Source organism: Paraburkholderia sp. SEWSISQ10-3 4 (assembly GCF_030464785.1).
GTDB classification, from domain to species: Bacteria; Pseudomonadota; Gammaproteobacteria; order Burkholderiales; family Burkholderiaceae; genus Paraburkholderia; species Paraburkholderia aspalathi.
Genome location: NZ_JALPRI010000015.1, coordinates 1 through 23,234, shown reverse-complemented (window position 1 = coordinate 23,234; position 23,234 = coordinate 1). Strand labels below are relative to the sequence as shown.

Sequence of the window (23,234 nt, the reverse complement as noted above, 5' to 3'; positions counted from 1 at the left end):
GCGCGTGGCCGGTTGAGCGGCATGTGCCGCCGCGGGCGGGGTCAGTAGCCTGCGCCGGCAATGATGTAATAGCAGCCGACCAGCAGAAGCGCGAACGACACGAGGAGGCAGGCAATGCCGGCGCGTGTCAGCAGATTTGGCCAGCGTGCGCGAGGGAGGCTGTCCATTCGCACGATGCGTCGCGCAAGACCCGGATCGCGGCCGATGGCGAACGGCACCAGCGCGACGCAAAAGAGCGCGAGCGCGACGGTGAAGGTTTCGAGAGCAGACGAGATGTCCATAGGGCGGCAGTGGAAGCTTGATCAGCGCTACAGCGCAACAGACCTATCTTAAGAAAACGCTCCATAAGAAGATATGAGACGCGTCCTAAAAAGTCTGAGCGGTCGTCGCGCCAGTTCGTTCCCCAGAGCAGGGAGCTGGTCGCTACACGTTGCCGTAGGCCGTTGCGACGCCGCATCCGGGCGGCTACTTCGAGGGCGACATGCTATGCTTTTGGGGTCCAGATCACGAGCTGCCGTGAGCGCGCTCGAGACCGCCGAACCACTCTTCGAGGAGAACCCTTCATGTCGATGCGACCCCGTGCCCTGTTTCACCTGACCGTCGGTGGCCTGCTGCTTGGCGGCGCCATCGGCGCGCAAGCGGCAAACCTCGGGTTTCTGAACGACACGCCGATCAGCTACATGAAGCAACGTGACGTCGACTCGATCAAGAACGCCGTGTTCGCTGCCTTGAACGACAAGCAGGACGGCGAAAGCGTGAGCTGGGTCAATGAAGGCACCGGCAATAGCGTGAAGATCGACGCAACGATCAGCATCGCCAGCACCGCGAAGGATGGCGAACGCACCTGCCGCGACGTCGGCGTCGTGCTGAATGCGAAAGGGCAGTCGATGAACCTGCGCCCGCAGTTCTGCAAACAGGGCAGCGGCAACTGGCAATTGCAGAAGAAACACTGAGCGTGCGGGCGGGTGTGACAATGCGCGCCGGCTTGCCGCCGGCGCAGCCTGAAGCCGTGTGCCCCTGCGGCGCATTGCGTCGATGAGCGCGCGGGTCGTCTCGTGCGGCATCGTGCTGCTCGACCCGGACGGCCGGGTGCTGCTCGCGCACGCCACCGAAACGTCTCACTGGGACGTTCCGAAAGGGCACGGCGAAGAGGGCGAGGCGCCACACGTCACGGCGTTACGCGAGATGGTCGAGGAGACCGGTATCGTGATCGAAGCCGGCCGCCTGAAGGATCTCGGACTGTTCGTCTACCGGCGCGACAAGGATCTGCATCTGTTCGCGGCGCGTGCGACGGCCGACGAACTCGATCTGTCTTCGTGCATCTGTACGTCGCTGTTTCCGCGCCGCTCAGACGGTACGCTGATTCCCGAAATGGACGCATATCGCTGGACCGCACCGGACGAAGTCGAGCGGTATGCGAGCCGCAGTCTCACACGGCTTTTTCAGACCACGCTTTCACTCGCGGAACTGCATCGAACGCTATAGCGCGGTGGATGGGTTGTTCGGGCTGTGGCGCTGGCATTAGCCGCCACCCGTACCCGCCACGCGCACGGCCGACACGCTCAGTCGAGCGCGCGGTCGTTCGGATGCGCGAACAGCGTGCGGTTCTGTTCCGACAACGGAAAATTCAGATTGATGCCGTGCGGCGGAATCGGCTGGGTGAACCACTGGTTGTATAGACGCTCGGCGTCGCCGGCAAGCTGGCCGCGTGCGATCACTCCGTTCACGAGCGTGCGGAGCGGCTCGTCGCCCTTGCGGAACATGCAGGCGTAGACCTCATAGCCGAGCGGCGTGCCGGTTACCACGAAGTCTTCGGGGTGCGGGTCGGTCGATTTGAAACCGTACACGATCGGCTCGTCCATCACGAAGGCCACGGCCCGGTCGTCCTTGACCGCGCTGAATGCTTCCGCATGGTCACGCGCGCTCGTGATGCGCATGTTCAGATGCTTCTCGGTGTTCAGGCGGCGCAGCAGGCGCTCGTCGGAGGTGCCCGCGGTCGTCACGACCGTCTTGCTGGCCAGATCCGGAAAATCCGCAATGCCGCTGCTCTTGCGCGCGATCATGCGCACCGCGTACTGGAAGAAGCTGTTCGAGAACGCGGCCGCGCTTTCGCGTTCCACCGTATGCGTGGTCGAACCGCATTCCAGATCGATCTGGTTGTTCAGCAACATCGGCGTGCGGTTCGACGAGGTCACGGTGATTTCGTGCACTTTCAGCTGCGGCAGGCCGAGCGTTTTCTTGATTTCGTCGACGATTTGCAGTGCGATGGTCTGCGAGTAGCCGACGGTGCGCGTGCCGTCGAAGTAGGAGAAGGGAATCGACGCTTCTCGCACGCCGAGTACGACCACGCCGTCGTCGTGGATTTTCTTCAGCGTGCCGGTGAGTTCGTCCGCTTGAGCGGCGCAGGCGAGCGATGCCGCGCCAAACGCGACCAGCGCTACGAATACGCTGTGCATCCTATGCGTGGCGCGTGCGGTTCGGGTTGTGTGCGTAACAGGAACGGCACGCGTATGAGCCGCGCCTCGCGCAGTGTCCCATGCACTTACCCCGCGACGGGCTGCAACTTTCATCGGGTCTCCTGGACTCGCACGTGCACGGATGCCGCGCTGTCACTGTCGATGGAACATGATGCAACGAAAACGGCGTGCATCCCGCTTGCGAAATGCACGCCGTAATTGACGTCGGCCAGGCAACGTCAGATGCGCTTCGCGCTGTAGTGGCTCCAGCTTACGCCGGCTTGCCCCAACTGTCGCGCAAGCTGACGATGCGATTGAATACGGGTTTGCCCGGTTTCGAATCGACGCGGTCGGCGACGAAATAGCCGTGGCGCTCGAATTGATAGCGCTGTTCCGGCAGCGCGGCGCGCGCGCCCGGTTCCAGGTAGGCGTTGACCACGCGCTTCGAATCCGGATTCAGCGCTTCGAGGAAGTCACGGCCGCCGGCGTCCGGTTGCGGTTCCTTGAACAGGCGGTCGTAGATGCGCACTTCGGCCGGAACTGCGCCTGCTGCGCTGACCCAGTGAATGTTGCCCTTGACCTTATAGGTGTTCGCGCCTTCCGTGCCCGATTTGCTGTCCGGGAAGTAGTTGCAGTGGACTGCGACGATGTTGCCGTTCTCGTCCTTGTCCGCGCCGATGCATTCGATCACATAGCCGTAGCGCAGGCGCACCTTGTTGCCCGGGAACAGGCGGAAGTAGCCCTTCGGCGGCGTTTCGGTGAAGTCCTCGCGTTCGATCCACAGTTCGCGCGAGATCGGGAATTCTCGAACCCCCATTTCCGGGTGATGCGGATGGACCGGCGCATTGCACGGCTCGGTCACGCCTTCAGGGAAGTTGTCGATGATCAGCTTGACCGGATCGAGCACGGCAGCAGTGCGCGGCGCCTTGTCGTCCAGATCGTCGCGCAGCGCGCCTTCGAACACGCTCATGTCGATCCACGAATCGACCTTGGTGACGCCGATGCGCTCGCAGAACAACTGGATCGCTTCCGGCGTGAAACCGCGGCGGCGCACACCGACGATGGTCGGCATGCGCGGATCGTCCCAGCCCTCGACATGGCCTTCGGTCACCAGTTGCAGCAGCTTGCGCTTGCTGGTGATCGCATAGGTCAGGTTCAGGCGCGAAAACTCGATTTGTTGCGGCAGCGGGCGTGTGAAGATTCCAGCTTCGGCCAGCTCGTTCAGAATCCAGTCGTACAGCGGACGGTGGTCTTCGAATTCGAGCGTGCACAGCGAATGCGTGATGTTTTCCAGCGCGTCCGAGATGCAGTGCGTGTAGTCGTACATCGGGTACACGCACCATGTGTCGCCGGTGCGGTAATGATGCGCGAAGCGGATGCGGTAGATGACCGGGTCGCGCATGTTGAAGTTCGGCGACGACATGTCGATCTTCGCGCGCAGCACGTGCTCGCCTTCCTTGAACTCGCCGGCTTTCATGCGGCGGAACAGGTCGAGGTTTTCCTGCACCGAACGGTCGCGGAAGCGCGACGGCGTACCGACTTCGGAAGCCGAGCCGCGGTTCGCGCGCATTTCTTCGGCCGACTGGCTGTCCACGTAGGCCTTGCCGCGTTCGATCAGCAGTTCGGCGAATTCGTACAGTTTGTCGTAGTAGTCGCTCGCGAAGTAGAGCTGTTCCTTGCCGCCTTTTTCCCACTCGAAACCGAGCCAGCGGACGGAATCGATGATCGAGTCGACGTACTCGACGCTTTCCTTTTCCGGATTCGTATCGTCGAAGCGCAGATGGCACACGCCGCCGTAGCTGCGCGCCACGCCGAAGTTCAGGCAGATGCTCTTGGCGTGACCGATGTGCAGGTAGCCGTTCGGCTCGGGCGGAAAGCGCGTTTCGACGCGCTGCTCCCACTTGCCGGTGCGGTTGTCTTCGTCAATGATGTTGCGGATGAAATTGGATGCCGCTGGCGCGTCGTTGCGTTCGGTATTCATGCGAGAAGGTGAAAGTCTGTCGGGGACGCGCAATGCGCCCACTTATCCGTCAATTCTACCTGACGCGTTCGCTCGCGGCAGGCGAGTGCGGCGCGCAGCCAACGTTTGAGCGGTTTCGGGCGGTTTTTGGGGGCAGGACGAGATCCTGCAAGCTGCGTTTAATGTGCTGTAACAGGAGGTAAAACGTTTTGTTTGCGCGGTCCATGGCGACTTACGATGCGGGCGGCGCACTCTCCACGCGCCGCGCACGGGCAACACGATGTTCGCCCACGGATTTTTCCCCCGGCGCCACTTTGCGCCCGTGCGGCGCAAACCAGACAGCCTCGCCGCACACCCGCGCCCCCGTTCAAGCCATTTCGGATTGCGCTGCCTGTACCCGCCGTGTAGCGCCGAGCGCAGTGCTGCCGGGTGTGCAGGCCGCCTCACCCATTGAGCCGCCCTGGCATGGACGCTTTTCGTTCGTGCAACATGGCGCTCCTAGTTCCCGGAGTTTCTCGGATGTCCGTCCCGTCACATGACGCGCCTCGCGCGCCTTTTGCCCCTTTGTCTTTCGCACGGATCGTGACGGCTACGGCCGTGTTCGCCGCGCTCGCCGGCAGCGTCGTCGCGCCGGCCCCCGCGCTCGCGAAAACGCCGCCGCCAAAGGCCGTGCTGGACGCGTCGGCGGTGGCCGTGCCGGATCGCTACAGCGCCGACACCGCCCAGCAGATCTTCGCCGCCGGCGGCAACGCCGTGGACGCCGCGGTGGCGATCGCCTTCACGCTGGCCGTGACCTGTCCGGACGCGGGCAATATCGGCGGCGGCGGGTTTATGACCCTGTTCATGGACGGCAAGCCGTATTTTCTCGATTACCGCGAGCGCGCGCCGCAACAGGCGACCCGCGATATGTACATCGACGATAAAGGCAACCTCGTGCCGGGTATGAGCCTCGTCGGCCATCGCGCGGTGGGCGTGCCGGGCACCGTCGAGGGTATGTGGGAAGCGCAGCAGCGCTTCGGCAAGCTGAAATGGAAGCAGGTGCTGGCGCCCGCGATCCGTTACGCCACCGACGGCTTCCAGGTCGACCAGGGGTTGCAGCAGCGTCACGACGCGGCGGCGAAGAGTTTCGCCGGCAAGACCAATTTCGACGCCTACTTCTCGAACCTGAAGGCGGGCGTGATGTATCGCCAGCCGGAACTCGCGCAAACCCTCTCGCGCATTGCCAGCGACGGCGGTCGTGAGTTCTACGAAGGCCGCACCGCGGATCTGATCGCGCAGCAGATGTACGGCCACGGTCTGGTCACGAAGCCGGACCTGGTTCAATACAAGGCTGTCTGGCGTCAGCCGCTCACCGCCGACTGGAACGGCTACCAGGTCGTGACCGCGCCGCCGCCGAGTTCGGGCGGCGTCGGGCTGATCCAGATGCTGAAGATGAAGGCAGATCTGAAGCCGGCGTTCGAAGGCCTTGAGTTGAACTCCGAGCCGTATATCCATCTGATCGCGCAGATCGAAGACCGCGTGTTCGCTGACCGCCAGCAATACATTGGCGACCCCGATTCGTACAAGGTGCCGGTCGACAAACTGACCAGCGACGCCTACCTCGCGCAACGCGCCGATGAAGTGAAACCCGACGAAGTGCCGGGCGCCACGCCCGTTAAAGGCGGCCTCGGCGACGTGATGCCGGAGAAAGCGCAAACCACGCATTTTTCGGTGGTCGACAAGTGGGGTAACGCCGTGTCGAACACCTACACGCTGAACGGGGATTTCGGTTCCGGCGTGGTGGTGGACGGCGGCGGCTTCCTGCTCAATGACGCGATGGACGACTTCGTCACCAAACCGGCTGCCGCCGGCACGCCCGGCGCAACGGCTGACGATCTGAACACGGTGGCTCCGGGACGCCGGCCGCTTTCGTCGATGACGCCGACCATCCTGTTGAAGGACAACAAGGTGTCGCTCGTGATCGGCACGCCGGGGGGCTCGCGAATCCTGACGTCGATCTTCCAGGTCATGACTAACCTGTACGATTTCAACATGGCGCCTGCCGACGCTTTGGCTGCGATGCGGTTCCATCATCAGTTGTTGCCGCCTAAGACGATCTATTTCGAGCCGTATCATCCGATCACGGGCGAGTTGGCAGATCAGCTAAAAGCCAGAGGCTACGCGCTGGAAGGGCAGTCGTTTAACGGTGATGTGCAGATGATTCGCGTTGAAGGGACGACGCCTGAGCCGGCGGCTGATCCGCGCGGCGTGGGTGTGGGTCGTGTGATGCATTGAGTGAAAGCGAACTTGAAAAACGAACTGCGACGGGGAACGCAATGAGCGGACAAAAACTAAACGTACTTGTGCTGCCAGGCTATCAGAATTCCGGCACGGGCCACTGGCAGACGCTTTGGGAAGCACTCGATCCCGCCTTCGCGCGCGGGCAGATGCCCGACTGGGACCATCCGACGCGCGACGCGTGGTGCCGCACGCTCGACGCCGCAGTGGCCGCAGCCGAATCGCCGGTGGTGTTCGCCGCGCACAGCCTGGGCTGCCTCGCGACCGCTTTCTGGGCGTCGCAGTACGCGAGCACTGAGCAGTTGGCCAAAGTGGCCGGTGCATTACTGGTGGCCGTGCCCGATCCCTCCGGGGCACATTTTCCGCAGGACGCCAGCGGCTTTGCACCGGTGCCTCTTGTGCGCCTGCCGTTCGCGAGCATCGTCGTGTCGAGCAGCGACGATCCATACGGCGGCGTGCCGTTTTCGCAGACGTGTGCGAGCGCGTGGGGCAGCCGCTGGATCGACATCGGGCCGCGCGGCCACATCAATGCCGACAGCGGCCTCGGCGATTGGGAAGAGGGGCGGCGCTGGCTGGCTTCGTTAGGCGAGCAGCGGTGATCGCCTGATTTGCTGAGATTCGAGCGGCGAGTGAGCTGGCCACCATCGCCAGCTCCGCTGAAAACTGCCACCGCCTCAGCCGACCGCCAGACCACTCGCCCACAACGCAGCCGGCCTCAAATCACCGACTGGTCCCGCAACGCCGCAATCCGTGCCTCGTCATAGCCGAGCACATCGCGCAGGATGCTGTCGGTGTGCTCGCCGAGCGTCGGCGGATGGGACAGCGCTTCGGGCGGCGTGCCGCTCATATTGATCGGATTGCGCACCAGTTTGACCGTGCCGCCCGACGGATGCGGCAGATCGACCTGCAGCCCGCGCGCCACCACCTGCTCGTTCTCGAACACTTCGCCCAGATCGTTGATCGGTCCGCACGGTACGCCGGCTGCTTCCAGGGCGGCAATCCATTGTTGTTTGCCCTGCAGACGCACCATGTCGGCCAGAATCGGCACGAGGATGTCGCGGTTGCGCACGCGCGCCGGATTGGTCGCGAATTGCTCGTCAATGGCGAGTTCGGGGCGTCCGCCCGCCTCGACGAACTTGCGGAACTGGCCGTCGTTGCCGACCGCGACGATGATCCAGCCGTCGCTCGTCTGGAAGGTCTGATAGGGGACGATGTTCGGATGCGCATTGCCCCAGCGCACGGGCGGCTGGCCGCTCGCCAGGTAATTCGAATTCATGTTGGCCAGCATGGCCACCTGCACGTCGAGCAGCGCCATGTCGATGTATTGACCTTCGCCCGTGCGGTCGCGATGCGTGAGCGCCGTGAGCACGGCGATGGTCGAATACATGCCGGTCATCAGATCGGCGATCGCGACGCCGGCCTTTTGCGGACCACCGCCCGGCTGGCCGTCGCGCTCGCCGGTGATGCTCATGAAGCCGCCGATGCCTTGCACGATGAAGTCGTAGCCGGCGCGCTGCGCATACGGGCCGGTCTGCCCGAAGCCGGTCACCGAGCAGTAGATCAGATCGGGCTTTACTTCCTTCAGCGACGCGTAATCGAGGCCGTACTTCTTCAACTGCCCGACCTTGTAGTTCTCCAGCACCACGTCGCTTTGCGCGGCCAGTTCGCGGATGATCCGCTGGCCTTCGGGCGAAGCGATGTCGACGGTGACCGAGCGCTTGTTGCGATTGGCCGCGAGGTAATAGGCGGCCTCGCGTGTGTCGGCGCCTTCCGGCGTTTTCAGGTACGGCGGCCCCCAGTGGCGCGTGTCGTCGCCGACTTCGGGCCGTTCGATCTTGATCACGTCGGCGCCGAAATCGGCAAGCGTCTGCGCGCACCAAGGCCCGGCGAGCACGCGTGTGAGGTCCAGCACGCGGATATGACTGAGAGCGCCCATATTCTTCAATGTCTCCTTTGTCGACCGGAGTTAGCGCTTTAGCGCTTACTCCGGTCCCATGCCAAAGCGGCGCGCGTGGCGCCGCGGATGGGGGCAATCTTAAGCGATTCCCGTGCGCAGGCGCACTCGGCCGAACGGCATAGGACGCGCGGCGCGTCTTGACATGTCACTCGCTACCCGGCCAAACCTGGCCGAATGGCTATCGGGATCAAGGCGGGACAGGGCCGTCGCCGCGCACGGGCCCCGATCCCGTATAATCAGTCGTTTAAGAAACAAACAGTTGGCGCATCCCCATGATGCCGCCGGTAACAGCCAGGGAACTGGCAAACCCGTCCCCCGCACGCTATGAAAGCCGCCGAAATCCGCGAGAAATTCCTCAAGTTCTTCGAATCGAAGGGCCATACGATCGTTCGCTCGTCGAGCCTTGTGCCCGGCAACGACCCGACACTGCTCTTCACCAATTCGGGAATGGTGCAGTTCAAAGATGTGTTCCTCGGCGCGGAATCGCGTCCATATGCGCGCGCCACAACTGCGCAGCGCAGCGTGCGCGCCGGCGGCAAGCACAACGATCTGGAAAACGTCGGTTACACCGCGCGTCACCACACGTTCTTCGAAATGCTGGGCAACTTCTCGTTCGGCGACTACTTCAAGCGCGACGCGATCCACTACGCGTGGGAATTGCTGACCGGCGTGTACCAGTTGCCGAAAGACAAGCTGTGGGTCACCGTCTATCACGAAGACGACGAAGCGCACGACATCTGGGCGAAGGAAGTCGGCGTACCGGTCGAGCGCATCATCCGCATCGGCGACAACAAAGGCGCGCGCTACGCGTCTGACAACTTCTGGCAGATGGCCGACGTCGGGCCGTGCGGCCCTTGCTCGGAAATCTTCTACGACCACGGCCCGGAAATCTGGGGTGGCCCGCCGGGATCGCCTGAGGAAGACGGCGACCGCTACATCGAGATCTGGAATCTCGTGTTCATGCAATTCAGCCGCGACGCTCAAGGCAACATGACGCCGCTGCCCAAGCAGTGCGTCGACACGGGCATGGGTCTCGAGCGTATCGCCGCTGTTTTGCAGCACGTGCATAGCAACTACGAGATCGACCTGTTCCAGGCGCTCATCAAGGCCGCGGGCCGCGAAACCGGCGTGACCGATCTGACGAACAACTCGCTGAAGGTGATCGCCGATCACATCCGCGCCTGCTCGTTCCTGATCGTCGACGGTGTGATTCCGGGCAACGAAGGCCGCGGCTACGTGCTGCGCCGTATCGTGCGCCGCGCGATCCGCCACGGCTACAAGCTGGGCAAGAAGGGTTCGTTCTTCCACCGCATGGTGCCGGACCTCGTCGCGCAAATGGGCGGCGCCTATCCGGAACTGAAGGAAGCCGAGCAACGCGTGACCGACGTGCTGCGTCAGGAAGAAGAGCGCTTCTTCGAGACTATCGAGCACGGCATGTCGATTCTCGAAAGCGCGCTGGCCGATCTGGAAGCCAAGGGCGGCAAGACGCTCGACGGCGAACTCGCGTTCAAGCTGCACGACACCTACGGCTTCCCGCTCGATCTGACGGCAGACGTCTGCCGCGAGCGCGAAGTGACGGTCGACGAAGCCGCCTTCGACGAAGCCATGGCGCGTCAGCGCGAACAGGCGCGCGCGGCGGGCAAGTTCAAGATGGCGCAGGGCCTTGAATACTCGGGCGCGAAAACCACGTTCCACGGCTACGAAGAAATCATCTTCGACGACGCGAAAGTGATCGCGCTGTATGTCGACGGCGCGTCGGTCAAGGAAGTGAATCACGGCCAGCAGGCGGTCGTGGTGCTCGACCACACGCCGTTCTACGCGGAGTCGGGTGGTCAGGTCGGCGACCAGGGCGTGCTGGCTAACGCGAGCGTGCGCTTTGCGGTAGCCGATACGCTGAAGGTACAGGCGGACGTGGTCGGCCATCACGGCACCCTCGAGCAGGGCACGCTGAAAGTCGGCGACGTCGTGAAGGCGGAAATCGATGCGGTGCGTCGCGCCCGCACCGAGCGCAACCACTCGGCCACCCACCTGATGCACAAGGCGCTGCGCGAAGTACTCGGTTCGCACGTGCAGCAGAAGGGTTCGCTGGTCGATGCGGACAAAACCCGTTTCGACTTCGCACACAACGCGCCGATGACTGACGAACAGATCCGTCAGGTCGAAGCGATCGTCAACGCGGAAGTGCTGGCGAACGCGCCGGGTATCGTGCGCGTGATGCCGTTCGACGAAGCGGTGAAGGGCGGCGCGATGGCGCTGTTCGGCGAAAAATACGGCGACGAAGTACGTGTGCTCGACCTCGGCTTTTCGCGCGAGTTGTGCGGCGGTACGCACGTACATCGCACGGGCGACATCGGACTCTTCAAGATCGTCATGGAAGGCGGCGTGGCTGCAGGTATCCGTCGCGTGGAAGCGATCACGGGCGACAACGCTGTGCGCTTCGTGCAGGATCTCGACGCGCGGATCAATGCGGCAGCGGCCGTGTTGAAGGCGCAGCCGTCGGAATTGACGCAGCGGATCGTGCAGGTGCAGGACCAGGTGAAGTCGCTGGAGAAGGAACTGAGCGCATTGAAGTCGAAGATGGCTTCGAGCCAGGGCGATGAGCTTGCCGGTCAGGCAATCGAAGTGGCCGGCGTGCATGTGCTGGCTGCAACGCTCGAGGGCGCGGACGTGAAAACGTTGCGCGAGACGGTCGACAAGCTGAAGGACAAGCTGAAGAGCGCGGCGATCGTGCTGGCCTCGGTCGAGGGCGGCAAGGTGAGCCTGATCGCCGGTGTGACGGCGGACGCCAGCAAGAAGGTCAAGGCTGGTGAACTGGTCAACTTCGTTGCCCAGCAAGTCGGCGGCAAGGGCGGCGGGCGGCCGGATATGGCGCAAGCGGGTGGCACCGAACCGGCGAATCTGCCGGCGGCGCTGGCAGGCGTGAAGGGTTGGGTCGAAGCCCGGCTTTGATTTGAGTTTGATTGGGCCATGCGGGACGCTGGTGGTTTTGGCGTCCCACGTGGCCCAAGTTGTTTCTGGCCTTGGCGTGTCGTAGCGTGTCTTGCCGCGCATCAACCTTGCCGATAGCGTTGGCGGTTAGCGTTCCCAGCCACGCAGACAAAGCATCAAGTAAAAATTCAAGCAACGCCTACCGGTGTAGTGGCAGGCAACTCCACCGTATCCTCCGCCGACACAAGCGTTTGCCGCAGCGCATTGAGCGCGGACGAAAAATGCCCTCGTCGCCAGACGAGCAGTGTCTCGATCACGCCAATATCCGGAAGCTCATGAACCGCGATATTGCTCGCATCCGTTTGCAGATTGAGCACGGATCGCGGCGCCACGGCCACCCCCGCGCCGGCGGCGACACAAGCCACGATCGCATGATACGAACCGAGCTCCAGAACGCGAGCCGGCCTCACGCCATGCTCCAGATACCACTTCTCGATATACGCGCGGTAAGCGCAGCCGCGTTCGAACGCAATCAGCGTCGATAAAGCAATATCCCGTACTTCGCGAATCGGCCGATGGCCTCGCGGCGACAGCATCACCAACTCTTCGCGAAAAACCGGCACCGTCTCGAACAATTCTCCGAGCGCGGCAGGATCCTGCGGCGTCGCCACCAGCGCTGCATCCACTTCGAATTCGCGGACCCGCTCAATCAGCTTGCCGGTCGTACCGGTTTCGAGCTCCAGTGCGACATCCGGCCACCGCTGGTGATAACTCGCGAGCAATCCGGGCAGACGCGTTGCCGCGACGCTTTCCATCGTGCCCAAACGCAGGCGTCCACTCGGCCGATCTTCGCGCACGGCATGGCGCGCCTCGTCGGCGAGCGCGAGCAAACGCTCCGCGTAGGGCAGCAGTGTCTCGCCCGCCGGGGTCAGAACAAGGCGCCGCCCGTCACGGATGAACAGGTCGGTGCCCAGCTGCTCCTCGAGTTGCTTGATGCGCGTCGTGACGTTCGATTGCACGCGATTGAGCTTGGCAGCGGCGCGCGTCACGCCGTTTTCCCGCACGACAGCACGAAAAATGGTCAAGGCGGCCAGATCCACGATTCTCTCCTGGCGATGGTTGATATCCTAATTATTCATTTTTCGTGATTGAAAGGTCAAGCTAATATGGATTGAACAAACCGGCGACTGCCGGCCCGCTTCCACTATCCGTGATGCTCATGATCGATCTCGCTTCCAGCGCGCAAGACACCGCGACCGAACGTCACGCCGCCCGCCGCGCGGCGCTTGCCTGCATGATTACCTTGGCCGTGGTGCTCGGTATCGGCCGTTTTGCGTTCACGCCGCTCCTGCCGCTGATGCTTCACGGCAGCGCGCTCGGGCAGCCGCAGATCGATATCCAGCACGGCGGCTGGCTCGCATCGGCCAACTACGCAGGCTATTTCGTCGGCGCGATCACCTGTGCGGCGCTGCGGGTCGAGCCGGCGCGCATGGTGCGCGTGGGGCTTGTCGCAACGGTCCTGCTGACGCTGGCGATGGGCGTAACAAGCCAATTCTGGGTATGGGCCGTCGTGCGCTTCGTCGCCGGCGCGGTCAGCGCCTGGACCTTCGTGTTCGCCTCGCAGTGGGGCTTGCGGCGCCTCGCCGAACTCGGCGCGCATGGGTGGGGAGGGGTGATCTATACGGGCCCGGGCATGGGCATTGTCGGAACGGGTCTGCTGGTCAGCGCTGCGGGCGGCTATGGCGCGACGGTCGGTTGGATCGGTTTCGGACTCATCGGGGCGGTGCTTTCGATCCTGGTTTGGCCCGTGTTCCGGACCGCCCCAGGAGACGCGACGCGCGCCACAGGCCCGGCAACCACTGCCACTCGGCGAGCCTCGCCCGCAGGTCAGCGCGCCTCTACAAACCACGCCTGGCACCGCGCTGACGCCTTCTGGCTGATCCTGCTCTACGGCGTGCCCGGCTTCGGCTACATCATCACCGCGACGTTCCTGCCGGTGATCGCGCGCCATGCGCTGCCGGGTTCGTCCTGGCCCGATCTGTTCTGGCCGATGTTCGGCGCGGCCCTGATCGTCGGTGCACTGCTCGCGGCGCGCCTGCCGGTGCATTGGGACAATCGCACGCTGCTCGCCGGTTGCTATGTGCTGCAAGCCGCCGGCATTGCGCTCGGCATCGTCTGGCCCACGGCGGGCGGTTTCTCGCTCGGCAGCATCCTGATCGGGTTGCCATTTACGGCCATCACCCTGTTCGCGATGCGTGAGGCGCGGCGTCTGCTTGGCGACGAAGCCGCCGGCCTGATGGGCTATGCGACGGCAGCTTATGGCGTCGGCCAGATCGTCGGCCCGCTGGTGGCCGCGCCGATCGCCGAGCACACGGGGTCTTTTTCACCGGCCTTGTGGCTGGCGGCGGGGACGCTGCTGTTGGGCGCGGTCGGCCTGATCGTCGTGGCGCACATGCCGCGAGGCCGTGGCCGCATGCCCGATTGCGGCTGCAACTAACGGTCTTTCCGGTTGGCGCATGCCTTGGCGTCAACTGATCCGGCAAGCGCAAGCGCCAGCAACGCAAGTTCGTCCCCCGCCTTGCGAGGAACGTATGGGCCCGTTGAACCGCCCGTGTGGCCAATTCCCGGCCAAAAAACAAATAACTCCCCGGCGCACTAAAATGACGGCTTTCCCGTCATCTCAGCGCGCCCGTCGCCGGGCGCGTCGCCAGCCATGCAACATTTCGCGTCCGACAACTACGCCGGCATCTGTCCCGAAGCGCTCAACGCGCTGATCGCCGCCAACAACAGCGGCCACGAACCCGCTTACGGCGACGACTCCTGGACCAACCAGGTTTGCGACCGTCTGCGGGATCTGTTCCAGACCGATTGCGAAGTGTTTTTCGTGTTCAACGGCACGGCCGCCAATTCGCTGGCGCTGGCGTCGCTGTGCCAGTCGTATCACTCGGTGATCTGTCACGAACTCGCGCACATCGAAACCGATGAATGCGGCGGCCCGGAATTCTTCTCCGGCGGCTCGAAGCTGCTGACCGCGCCGGGCGTCGGCGGCAAGCTCACGCCGGATGCGATCGAAGCGGTCGTCACGCGCCGCGCCGATATTCATTACCCGAAGCCGAAGGTCGTCACGCTGACCCAATCGACGGAAGTAGGCACCGTCTACACCGTCGAGGAAGTGCGCGCGATCGCGGCCATCGCCAAGCGGCGTCATCTGAAAGTGCATATGGACGGCGCGCGCTTTGCGAACGCGGTCGCGGCGCTCGACGTGCATCCGTCCGAGATCACGTGGCGCGCGGGCGTCGACGTGCTGTGCTTCGGCGGGACCAAGAACGGTTTGCCGGTCGGTGAGGCCGTGGTGTTCTTCGACCGCTCGCTCGCCGACGATTTCGCCTACCGTCTGAAGCAGGCCGGCCAACTCGCCTCGAAAATGCGTTTCATCTCCGCGCCGTGGCTCGGACTGCTGGATAACGACGTCTGGCTGCGCAATGGGCGTCATGCGAATGCAATGGCGGCCTTGCTGGAAACGCGTTTGCAGGAAATTCCCGGTGTGAGCATCATGTTTCCGCGAGAATCGAACGCGGTCTTTGCGCAATTGCCGGCGCAGGCCGCCAAGGCAATGCGTGCGCGCGGCTGGAAGTTCTACGAGTTCATCGGCGCGGGCGGTTGCCGGCTGATGTGCGCCTGGGACACGCAGCCGGAAACCGTCGAGCGTTTCGCCGCGGAAGTACGCGATTTGTGCCTGGCCTGAAACCGCAATGACCGCGCGTGCGAGCAGCCTGGCATCGTGAGCTTGAACCGGAAGCTGGAACCAGGCGTACAAACAGCATCGCGCAAGAGTTGCTGAACCCGCCGCAGCACGACATTCAACACTGAACAACGCTGCACAGAAACCATAAGAGACGACCCACTCGCCATGACCGAACATCGATTTTGTCCGCGCTGCGCTACGCCTTTGATCGAGCGCGCCGATGCCGAACACGAAGGCGGCCGGATCCGCCAGATCTGCCCTGATACGGAATGCGGCTACGTCCATTGGAACAATCCGCTGCCCGTGGTGGCCGCGATCGTCGAGTACGAGGGCAAGATCCTGCTCGCGCGCAACGCCGCCTGGCCGGAAGGCATGTTCGCGCTGATCACCGGCTTTCTGGAAAACGGCGAGACGCCGGAAGAGGGCATTGCCCGCGAAGTGCTGGAAGAAACCTCGCTGCACGCGGAGACGGTCGAATTGATCGGCGTGTACGAATTCATTCGCAAAAACGAACTGATCATCGCGTATCACGTGAAGGCATACGGCACGGTCGCGCTGTCGCCGGAATTGCTCGAATACCGGCTGGTCGAGCCGGCCAAATTGCGTCCATGGCGTGCGGGTACTGGTCAGGCGCTCGGCGAATGGATGCGGCGGCGCGGCTTGCCGTTCGAGTTTGTCGAAAAACCGGGGCAGTAAGCGATGAACAAACCCGCACCGGCCACGCGCAGCGCCTACCCGCATTTTCTGCCGATCACCACGCGCTGGATGGATAACGACGTCTATGGCCACGTCAACAATGTCGTCTATTACAGCTACTTCGACACGGTGGTGAACGAGTATTTGATCCGCGCCGGCGTGCTCGATTTCGAGCATGGCGCGACGATCGGCCTCGTGGTCGAGACGCATTGCAATTACTTCGCGCCGCTGGTGTTTCCCGAACACGTCGAAGCGGGCTTGCGGGTCGTGCGGCTCGGCACCTCGAGCGTGCGCTACGAGGTGGGCCTCTTCAAGGCGGGCGAAGATCAACCCGTCGCCCAAGGGCATTTCGTGCACGTGTATGTGGATCGCGTCACGCGTCGCCCGGTGAGCTTGCCCGCCGATTTGCGCGCGGCGCTCGAACCGCTGACCGTCGCTGTGCAGGCGGAATAGGCGCGTGCAGTCGTTCGTCATCAATCTGCTGAACGGTGTCAGCTACGGCCTGCTGCTGTTCATGCTGTCGGCGGGTTTGACGCTGATTTTCAGCATGCTCGGCGTGCTGAATTTCGCGCACGCGAGCTTCTACATGCTCGGCGCGTACGTCGGTTTTTCGGTGGCGGCGCATGCGGGTTTCTGGAGTGCGCTCGTAATCGCTCCGCTGATCGTCGGCCTGATCGGTGCGGCGTTGGAGCGCTGGCTGTTGCGCCGCGTGCGTGTGCACGGTCATCTCCCCGAGTTGCTGCTGACTTTCGGCGCAGCGTATCTGCTCGGTGAGCTGGTCAAGCTTGGCTGGGGCTTGAGTCCGCTTAGCGCGACTGTTCCGGCCGTGCTCGACGGACCGTTGTTCACCCTCTACGGCGCCGCTTTTGCACGCTATCGGGCCTTCATGATGGCGGTGTCGCTGGCGATGCTGGCGGTGCTCTACGCGGTGTTGCGCGTATCGAAGGCGGGGCTGATCGTTCGTGCCGCGTTGACGCATGCGAGCGCTGTCGAGGCGCTTGGCCACAACGTGCCGCGCGTGTTCACCGGCGTGTTCGCGGCGGGCACGGCGCTCGCCGCACTGGCCGGCGTGATCGGCGCGCCGCTCTTCGTGATCGAACCGTCGATGGCGGAGTCGCTCGGCTCGATCGTCTTCGTGGTGGTCGTGATCGGCGGCCTCGGCTCGTTGAGCGGGGCGCTGGCGGCATCGCTGATCGTCGGTTGCGTGCAGACCTTCGCGGTAGCGAGCGACGTTTCGCTGGGCGATCTCACAGCCGTATTCGGAGGCGTGCTGCCGGACGCATGGGACACGCTGACGCTGGCGCAACTCGCCCCTTTGATTCCCTATCTGCTGCTAGTCGCCATGCTGGCGCTGCGCCCGCGTGGACTGTTCGGACGGCATGACGATCATGCGTGAGCCGCCCGAGAAGTTTGTTGTGCCGGCAGTCAAGCCGCGCTCGATGTTGCACAGATTCGCGCCGTGGCTCGCGCTTGTTTTGTTCCTCGCCGTGCCGCCTTTTGTCTGGCCGCAAAGCTGGCTCCTCGCCTATCTCGCGCAAACCGCGACGATGATCGTATTCGCGCTCTCGTATAACTTGCTGCTTGGCGAAACGGGTTTGCTTTCTTTCGGTCATGCCGCTTATTCCGGCCTCGGCGCACTCATCGCGGCGCAAGTATTCAATCGCATCGGTGCGCCGTTGGTGCTGTTGCCATTGATCGGCGGCATCGGCGGCGCATTGTGCGGCGTGCTGTTCGGTTTCGTGTCGACGCGGCGTGCAGGGACGGCCTTCGCGATGATCACGCTCGGCATCGGCGAACTCGTCGCTGCGGCCGCGTGGACGCTGCCCGACTGGTTCGGCGGCGAGGCGGGCGTGCCGATCGATCGCGCGAGTGGACCGATGCTCGCAAGCTGGAGTTTCGGCCCGGCGCGCGAGGCCTATGCGCTGATCGCGCTGTGGTGCGTGCTAGCGAGCGTCGCGATGTTCGCGTTGTCGCGCACACCGTTCATGCGGCTCGCCAACGCCGTGCGCGACAACCCGGCGCGCGCTGCCGCGATCGGCTGCTATCCGCGCCGCATCCGCTACGGCGTGGTGGTGATGTCGGCTTTTTTTGCGGGCATCGCAGGCACCCTGGGGCTGATCAATGTCGAACTGGTGTCGACGGAAAGCGTCGGCATGATGCGCTCGGGCGCCGTGCTGATCGCGACGGTGATCGGCGGCACAGGTGCGTTTTTCGGACCGGTCGCGGGGGCGATCGTGCTGACGTTTTTCAGCGTCGCGGTGGCGAGCGTGACGCGGGCGTGGCTGTTCTATCTGGGCCTGTTCTTTATCGTGATCGTGGTGGCTTCGCCGGATGGACTGGCGGGCTTCATGCAGCGGCACACGGCACGCGTCGCTGCTTACGGTTGGCGCGTGTGCGGCAAGGCGTATCTATGGGGCGCGGCTTCGGCGGTGCTATGGACGCTGGCCGTCGTGCTCGCGGTGCAGTGGGCGTATGCCGTGCAATTCGGCGCTGCCGATGGCGCGGCGTTCAGCGTTATCGGCGTGCCGCTGGAGCCGGCCTCGCCGCATCTCTGGCTCGGCGTCGTGGTGTGCATGTTGGCCGCGCCAGGCGCACTTGCCGCGCACTATGCACATCGCGCGCAAGCACGTCTTGCCGGGCGCGCCAGCGCCACGCCGATCACCGGAGACGCGCGATGATCCCGGCCCTCGCGGTCTACGGCGTCGAAAAGCGCATCGGCGCCACGCGGATTCTGCGCGGTGTCGATCTTGCGATCGAGCCCGGTGAGCGTCATGCATTGATCGGGCCGAACGGCGCGGGCAAGTCGACGCTATTCAATCTGATTGCCGGCGGCGCGCGCCCGAACGCCGGGCGCATCGATCTGTTCGGCGCGGAGATCACGCGTCTTGCGCCTGCCGCCATCACGCGCCGGGGCCTCGCGCGCAGCTTTCAGACCACCAGCGTGTTCGCACGACTCAGCGTATTCGACAACCTGCGCTGCGCGGCCATGCTGGCCGAGCGCGACCGCACGCGCTGGTGGCAGCGTTTCAGCGGCTCACGCACGGTCGATGCGCGCGCCGAGCAGGTGCTCGAAGCCGTGGGGCTGAGTGCGCGCAGAGATATCCAGGCCGGCACACTCAGCTATGCCGAGCAACGCGCGCTCGACCTCGGCCTTGCGCTTGCAGGCGGCGCGCACACCTTGCTGCTCGACGAGCCGACTGCGGGGATGAACCGCGCCGAAGCGGCGCGCGCCATCGAACTGATTCGCGCGACCACTGCAGGCCGTACGCTGCTGATGGTCGAGCACGACATGGACGCCGTGTTTGCCCTTGCCGACCGCGTTTCGGTGCTGGTACAAGGCCGGATCATCGCGACCGGCACGCCGGCGGCGATTCGCGCGGATGCGGTTGTGCGCGCCGCGTATCTTGGCGACAGCGTCCACCCATGACTGCCTTGCTCGACATTCAACAGCTGAACGCCTGGTATGGAGCGAGCCAGACCTTGCACGGCGTCAACTTGCGGATCGACGCGGGCGAAGTCGTGGCGCTGGTCGGGCGCAACGGCTCCGGACGCTCGACGCTCGCGCGCGCGATCATGGGCCTCGTGCGCAGCGAGGGCGAGTTGCGTTTTGCCGGTCATGCGCTCGGCGGGCTGCGCACCTTCGAAATCGCTCGCCTGGGACTCGGGTACGTGCCTGAGCATCGCGACGTTTTTCCGACGCTGAGCGTCCACGAAAATCTGCAACTCGGTGTGGCGCCGCAAGCGCGCGGCCGTGCCCCGCGCTTCACCTTTGACGACGCCTACGAACTGTTCCCCGTCTTGCGCGAGAGAAAGCGCACGCGAGCCGGCGTGTTATCGGGCGGCGAGCAACAGATGCTGACGCTCGCCCGGGCATTGCTCGGCGACCCCGACCTGCTGGTCATCGACGAACCCGGCGAAGGGCTGGCTAGCCTGGTGATGGAGCAAGTCGCGCGGTGCCTGCGGATGCTGCGCGATCGTGGCGTGGCGATGCTGCTGATCGAACAGCGGCTCGTCATTGCGCAAGACATCGCCAGCAGGGTTGCGGTGATGGGGCATGGCGAAATTGTCTTCGACGATGCGCTCGCGTCGTTTGTGAAGCGGCCGGACGTTATGCAGGAATGGCTCGGTGTAGGTTAGCCGCGATGCGTAGCGGAGTCGCGCATAGCCGCTAGTTCACCGGCATCACTGCAGCTCACTTAAGGACAGTTCCGAAAGGGCGCCCAAGCCCGGTTTCGCGAAGCCGAACCTAAGCATCCCTGGCAGCCATCCCGCTGCAGTTTTATTGCGGCGCCGCATTCGAATCTGCGGCCGTTTTGTTGTCCTGACATGCGCGTCATGCGCTGTGTAATGTACGCGTCCCTCGTTCCACGTCCGAATCGCGTTCTGAATGCCGTTTGAATCCCGTTTGCGTACAGCGCGCTCAAGCCTGATGCGTGGGGCTTTCCCGTGACTTGTCGTAGCGATTCAAACGCTTGATCGTTTGGTGAGCGTCCTCCAGAAATCTTGTCGGCAGCGCGCTGACAAATCAAGACAATCAGGTCAAAGGCGCGCAACGGCGGCACGGTGTTTAAAGCCGACGTATGTGCGACCGACCATGCCGTGCCGGACGCGCACAAGACGCGCCGCGGCCTCAGGAGGAGACATCATGAAACAGACAGACGCATTGGGCGAAACAGCGGCTGACGGCGTGCAGGCGGAGCCCGCGCTGCGACCGCTTCAAAGAATGTTGTCGCGTCGAGTGGCGCGCTCGCCGCTCGCAGAAACGTGGCGCACGCGAGCTGGCGCCAGTGCCGCGCTGGTGACGGCTGCACTGCTGATGTCCGCGTGCGCCGACGCGAGTTCCACGACCGGCGATGCGGCGTCCGCACCGTCGAGACAAACGAGCGCGGCAGCGAACGCTGTGAGCAACAACGACAGCCTGTTGACGGCAAAATCTCAACCGGATGCTCCGGGACCCACCGCTAACGCCACGAACGGCGTCGCTACTGCTTCGAGCGGCACCTCCGTTGCGAGCACCGATCAACCTGCCTCCGCATCGCGCCCCTCGCTTGAACTCGTCAAGGCCAAACAGCTTGCTGCCGAACAGCGCGTCGCCGCACGCGTGCCGGCCGCGAGCGGCATGACCGAGAAGCGCAGCCGTCCGCTGACGCTGCGCGATTCCGGCATCGACGGCTCGTTGATGTTCGCGCGCGACGTCGACTTTCGCGTGACTGGGGACATCGGCTTCATGATTCACGACATGGCGGCGACGCTGACTCCGGCGCGCGCCGGCCAACCGATCGTGTTCGACGATCCGACCAGCGTGACGATCAATGTCCACCGCGGCGATGTGACGCTCGACAACGCCAAGCTCACCGCGATCTTCAATCGCTATCTGTTCCAGTACCAGGGCTCGCCGTTGCGCAATATGCGAGTGGTGCCGCAAGACGGCGGCACCTTGCGCATTACGGGCGAGATGCACCGCGACACGTGGGTGCCGATCGTGCTGATCGGTTCGCTGTCGATGCGCAACGCCGACGACCTCGTGTTCCATGCCGATCACGTCGAAGTGGCCGGCGTCGGCGCCGACAAGCTGATGCAGGCCGCGCACGTGAAGATGGCCGACCTGTTGAAAGTGGACACACCGATCGCGCGTCTCGACGGCGACGACGTCGTGATGCAGGTGGCCAAACTCACGCCGCCGCCCGCGTTGCGCATGACCATCACGCAGATCAGCATCAGTGCCGCAGGTGTGCGCTTCACGCTCGACGACCGCACGGTGTCGAAGATCGACTGGCCCGCGACGATGCCACCGCGCGGCATGCTGGTGCAGGGCGGCGACGTGAAGTTCATGCGTTCGATGCCGATGAACATCGACATGGCGCTAACCCCGCTTGATACGAACGCGCCCTTCGTGCTCGACCTGTATCACTACCGCGACCAGATGGCGGCGGGCTACTTCACCTTCGACGAAGCGGGCGCACTGGACGTGCACTTGCCGTCATATCCGACGCTAGCCAGCGCGTCGAAAGATGCGCCGACGCAAATGGGCAGCGCGAGCGCACGCTTTAACGACAGTTTCATTCGCGCGCAGCAGGCGTCGCTCGCGCAGGCGCGCCAGGTCTGGCAACACGTGCCGCAGACGTTGCGGACGGCGTCGGTTGCGCGCGCGATCCCGGTCGGCACGCGGGCGGCATTTGCCGGCCAGAGCATGGCGACACCCGGCTCTGCGATCAGCGACGAGCGGCACTCGTCCGGACCTGCACCGTTGATTCACGTCGAGAATGTGGACTTCTACGTATCGGGTCGAATCGGTTTTCATGTGCGTTCGCTGGATGCGCAGATGGTGCCGAAGAAGCCGGGTCAACCGGTCGACCTCGACGATCCGGACCAGTACGACATTCGCATCATTGGCGGCGAAGTGGTCGAGCCGTGGCCCGCGATGGCGGCGTTGTTCAACGACTATCTGCTCGACTATGAGCCGCGTTCGCTGAACGATTTGCAGCTGAAGCCGGTGGACGGCAAGTTGGAAGTGACGGGTGGCATCAAGTTGTGGAATCACTTTCCTGGCGTGTGGTTGCCGACGACGATGAGCGGCACGATCGTGGCTAAGGATGAGCGGCATCTTGTCTATGAGCCGACCTCGGTGAAGGTGTTGGGCGTGCCGCAGGCGGGGTTGCTGCGGGCGCTGGATATTCCGTTGGCGTCGTTGACGCCGTTTACGCGCAAGGGTGTGGCGTTGAAGGGTAACGAACTGGTGTTCGATCAGTACACCGTGTTTCCGCCGCCCGTTTTGCAGGGGCGGCTGGCTAGTGCGACGGTGACTGATGAGGGGTTGGTGTTGAAGTTCAAGCGGGATGCATCCGTTGTTGCTGCGAGGCCGCCTGTTGGGGCGGCGAAGAGTTTTGTGTGGATCGAGTCTGGGGATGTGAAGATGTTTAATTCGTTGGTCACGAATGCCAGGACTTTCATTCGGGATAGTTCTAATCCTGGGGTTATGAGGTTTGATCTTTATAGGTATAGGAGGGACGTTTCTAAGGGGACTGTGAGGATGGGGGGGGATGGGGGATTGGAGGTGGATCTGGCTGCTAGGAAATAGTTAGGGTTTTTGCCTTTTGCGGCGGCATTGGCCGTGTTCTTGGGGCTTTGGCCTTTCCTTGTTTTGTTAGTGGTCTATTAGTGTTCCCCCTGTGCGGGGGGGCACCTACTTTTCTTTGCCGCCGCAAAGAAAAGTAG

Annotated in this window: 19 protein-coding genes; 14 read left to right on the top strand and 5 right to left on the bottom strand. The window is 63.7% G+C overall.

Annotated elements, in window-relative coordinates:
• Nucleotides 1–41: 41 nt before the first annotated feature.
• Entirely contained in the window at nt 42–281 is a 240-nt protein-coding gene (locus M0D68_RS24330) for a hypothetical protein (protein ID WP_093640283.1), read from the bottom strand.
• A gap of 282 nt (nt 282–563) precedes the next feature.
• On the opposite strand from M0D68_RS24330, the gene M0D68_RS24325 reads away from it, so the two are divergent.
• Both M0D68_RS24325 and M0D68_RS24320 read left to right on the top strand, forming a co-directional pair.
• Complete coding sequence (locus M0D68_RS24325; protein ID WP_093640280.1) at nt 564–953, top strand: RT0821/Lpp0805 family surface protein; 390 nt, start codon at nt 564–566, stop codon at nt 951–953.
• Between the two features lie 82 nt (nt 954–1,035).
• Nucleotides 1,036–1,485, top strand: a complete 450-nt coding sequence (locus M0D68_RS24320; protein WP_093640277.1) for an NUDIX hydrolase — start codon at nt 1,036–1,038, stop codon at nt 1,483–1,485.
• A gap of 77 nt (nt 1,486–1,562) precedes the next feature.
• On the opposite strand, the gene M0D68_RS24315 is transcribed toward M0D68_RS24320, so the two are convergent.
• Complete coding sequence (locus M0D68_RS24315; RefSeq protein WP_093640274.1) at nt 1,563–2,456, bottom strand: transporter substrate-binding domain-containing protein; 894 nt, start codon at nt 2,454–2,456, stop codon at nt 1,563–1,565.
• Nucleotides 2,457–2,727: 271 nt separating this feature from the next.
• A complete protein-coding gene (locus M0D68_RS24310) occupies nt 2,728–4,437 on the bottom strand; it encodes a glutamine--tRNA ligase/YqeY domain fusion protein (protein WP_093640271.1) in 1,710 nt (569 codons plus the stop codon).
• A gap of 498 nt (nt 4,438–4,935) precedes the next feature.
• Here M0D68_RS24310 and ggt point away from each other — a divergent pair, with 498 nt between their 5' ends.
• Nucleotides 4,936–6,690, top strand: a complete 1,755-nt coding sequence (gene ggt / locus M0D68_RS24305; protein ID WP_211702293.1) for a gamma-glutamyltransferase — start codon at nt 4,936–4,938, stop codon at nt 6,688–6,690.
• Nucleotides 6,691–6,731: 41 nt separating this feature from the next.
• Nucleotides 6,732–7,292 carry an alpha/beta hydrolase gene (locus tag M0D68_RS24300; RefSeq protein WP_093640265.1) on the top strand — a complete coding sequence of 187 codons (561 nt, stop codon included), beginning with the start codon at nt 6,732–6,734 and terminating at the stop codon, nt 7,290–7,292.
• 116 nt (nt 7,293–7,408) lie between these two features.
• Here M0D68_RS24300 and M0D68_RS24295 read toward each other — a convergent pair whose 3' ends face one another.
• A complete protein-coding gene (locus M0D68_RS24295) occupies nt 7,409–8,629 on the bottom strand; it encodes a CaiB/BaiF CoA-transferase family protein (protein ID WP_200618428.1) in 1,221 nt (406 codons plus the stop codon).
• Nucleotides 8,630–8,974: 345 nt separating this feature from the next.
• On the opposite strand from M0D68_RS24295, the gene alaS reads away from it, so the two are divergent.
• Nucleotides 8,975–11,599 (top strand): alanine--tRNA ligase, encoded by a 2,625-nt coding sequence (gene alaS, locus M0D68_RS24290; RefSeq protein WP_266210417.1) that lies wholly within the window; start codon nt 8,975–8,977, stop codon nt 11,597–11,599.
• 167 nt (nt 11,600–11,766) lie between these two features.
• Here alaS and M0D68_RS24285 read toward each other — a convergent pair whose 3' ends face one another.
• The gene (locus M0D68_RS24285) at nt 11,767–12,678 is read right to left on the bottom strand and encodes a LysR family transcriptional regulator (protein WP_200618429.1); all 912 of its coding nucleotides are present in this window, start codon (nt 12,676–12,678) and stop codon (nt 11,767–11,769) included.
• Nucleotides 12,679–12,797: 119 nt separating this feature from the next.
• Between M0D68_RS24285 and M0D68_RS24280 the strand changes: the two genes are divergently transcribed.
• The 9 genes from M0D68_RS24280 to M0D68_RS24240 all read left to right on the top strand — a co-directional run bounded on the left by M0D68_RS24280 (nt 12,798) and on the right by M0D68_RS24240 (nt 23,097).
• On the top strand, nt 12,798–14,075 hold the full coding sequence (locus M0D68_RS24280; RefSeq protein ID WP_200652453.1) for a YbfB/YjiJ family MFS transporter: 1,278 nt from the start codon (nt 12,798–12,800) through the stop codon (nt 14,073–14,075).
• Between the two features lie 216 nt (nt 14,076–14,291).
• Nucleotides 14,292–15,323 carry a low specificity L-threonine aldolase gene (locus M0D68_RS24275; protein WP_054036315.1) on the top strand — a complete coding sequence of 344 codons (1,032 nt, stop codon included), beginning with the start codon at nt 14,292–14,294 and terminating at the stop codon, nt 15,321–15,323.
• Between the two features lie 165 nt (nt 15,324–15,488).
• Nucleotides 15,489–16,019: an NUDIX domain-containing protein gene (locus M0D68_RS24270; protein WP_054036317.1), complete on the top strand. Its 531-nt coding sequence runs from the start codon at nt 15,489–15,491 to the stop codon at nt 16,017–16,019.
• Nucleotides 16,020–16,022: 3 nt separating this feature from the next.
• A complete protein-coding gene (locus tag M0D68_RS24265) occupies nt 16,023–16,472 on the top strand; it encodes a thioesterase family protein (RefSeq protein WP_200652452.1) in 450 nt (149 codons plus the stop codon).
• 4 nt (nt 16,473–16,476) lie between these two features.
• The gene (locus tag M0D68_RS24260) at nt 16,477–17,415 is read left to right on the top strand and encodes a branched-chain amino acid ABC transporter permease (RefSeq protein ID WP_211702302.1); all 939 of its coding nucleotides are present in this window, start codon (nt 16,477–16,479) and stop codon (nt 17,413–17,415) included.
• Nucleotides 17,416–17,458: 43 nt separating this feature from the next.
• On the top strand, nt 17,459–18,697 hold the full coding sequence (locus M0D68_RS24255) for a branched-chain amino acid ABC transporter permease (RefSeq protein WP_244864107.1): 1,239 nt from the start codon (nt 17,459–17,461) through the stop codon (nt 18,695–18,697).
• Nucleotides 18,694–19,446: an ABC transporter ATP-binding protein gene (locus M0D68_RS24250; RefSeq protein ID WP_266210419.1), complete on the top strand. Its 753-nt coding sequence runs from the start codon at nt 18,694–18,696 to the stop codon at nt 19,444–19,446. Before M0D68_RS24255 ends, M0D68_RS24250 begins: the two co-directional genes overlap by 4 nt.
• Nucleotides 19,443–20,156, top strand: a complete 714-nt coding sequence (locus M0D68_RS24245) for an ABC transporter ATP-binding protein (RefSeq protein ID WP_266210420.1) — start codon at nt 19,443–19,445, stop codon at nt 20,154–20,156. The genes M0D68_RS24250 and M0D68_RS24245 overlap by 4 nt, the downstream gene beginning before the upstream one ends.
• Nucleotides 20,157–20,835: 679 nt before the next feature.
• Complete coding sequence (locus M0D68_RS24240) at nt 20,836–23,097, top strand: hypothetical protein (RefSeq protein WP_266225643.1); 2,262 nt, start codon at nt 20,836–20,838, stop codon at nt 23,095–23,097.
• Nucleotides 23,098–23,234: the final 137 nt, after the last annotated feature.

What these genes read in the sequence shown, in the direction of transcription:
- ggt (WP_211702293.1), top strand. Translation starts at nt 4,936, where the DNA reads ATGTCCGTCCCGTCACATGACGCGCCTCGCGCGCCTTTTGCCCCTTTG.
- M0D68_RS24240 (WP_266225643.1), top strand. Translation starts at nt 20,836, where the DNA reads ATGTCCGCGTGCGCCGACGCGAGTTCCACGACCGGCGATGCGGCGTCC.
- M0D68_RS24330 (WP_093640283.1), bottom strand. Translation starts at nt 281, where the DNA reads ATGGACATCTCGTCTGCTCTCGAAACCTTCACCGTCGCGCTCGCGCTC.
- M0D68_RS24280 (WP_200652453.1), top strand. Translation starts at nt 12,798, where the DNA reads ATGATCGATCTCGCTTCCAGCGCGCAAGACACCGCGACCGAACGTCAC.
- M0D68_RS24300 (WP_093640265.1), top strand. Translation starts at nt 6,732, where the DNA reads ATGAGCGGACAAAAACTAAACGTACTTGTGCTGCCAGGCTATCAGAAT.
- M0D68_RS24295 (WP_200618428.1), bottom strand. Translation starts at nt 8,629, where the DNA reads ATGGGCGCTCTCAGTCATATCCGCGTGCTGGACCTCACACGCGTGCTC.
- M0D68_RS24255 (WP_244864107.1), top strand. Translation starts at nt 17,459, where the DNA reads ATGTTGCACAGATTCGCGCCGTGGCTCGCGCTTGTTTTGTTCCTCGCC.
- M0D68_RS24325 (WP_093640280.1), top strand. Translation starts at nt 564, where the DNA reads ATGTCGATGCGACCCCGTGCCCTGTTTCACCTGACCGTCGGTGGCCTG.
- alaS (WP_266210417.1), top strand. Translation starts at nt 8,975, where the DNA reads ATGAAAGCCGCCGAAATCCGCGAGAAATTCCTCAAGTTCTTCGAATCG.
- M0D68_RS24270 (WP_054036317.1), top strand. Translation starts at nt 15,489, where the DNA reads ATGACCGAACATCGATTTTGTCCGCGCTGCGCTACGCCTTTGATCGAG.
- M0D68_RS24265 (WP_200652452.1), top strand. Translation starts at nt 16,023, where the DNA reads ATGAACAAACCCGCACCGGCCACGCGCAGCGCCTACCCGCATTTTCTG.
- M0D68_RS24245 (WP_266210420.1), top strand. Translation starts at nt 19,443, where the DNA reads ATGACTGCCTTGCTCGACATTCAACAGCTGAACGCCTGGTATGGAGCG.
- M0D68_RS24320 (WP_093640277.1), top strand. Translation starts at nt 1,036, where the DNA reads ATGAGCGCGCGGGTCGTCTCGTGCGGCATCGTGCTGCTCGACCCGGAC.
- M0D68_RS24275 (WP_054036315.1), top strand. Translation starts at nt 14,292, where the DNA reads ATGCAACATTTCGCGTCCGACAACTACGCCGGCATCTGTCCCGAAGCG.
- M0D68_RS24250 (WP_266210419.1), top strand. Translation starts at nt 18,694, where the DNA reads ATGATCCCGGCCCTCGCGGTCTACGGCGTCGAAAAGCGCATCGGCGCC.
- M0D68_RS24315 (WP_093640274.1), bottom strand. Translation starts at nt 2,456, where the DNA reads ATGCACAGCGTATTCGTAGCGCTGGTCGCGTTTGGCGCGGCATCGCTC.
- M0D68_RS24310 (WP_093640271.1), bottom strand. Translation starts at nt 4,437, where the DNA reads ATGAATACCGAACGCAACGACGCGCCAGCGGCATCCAATTTCATCCGC.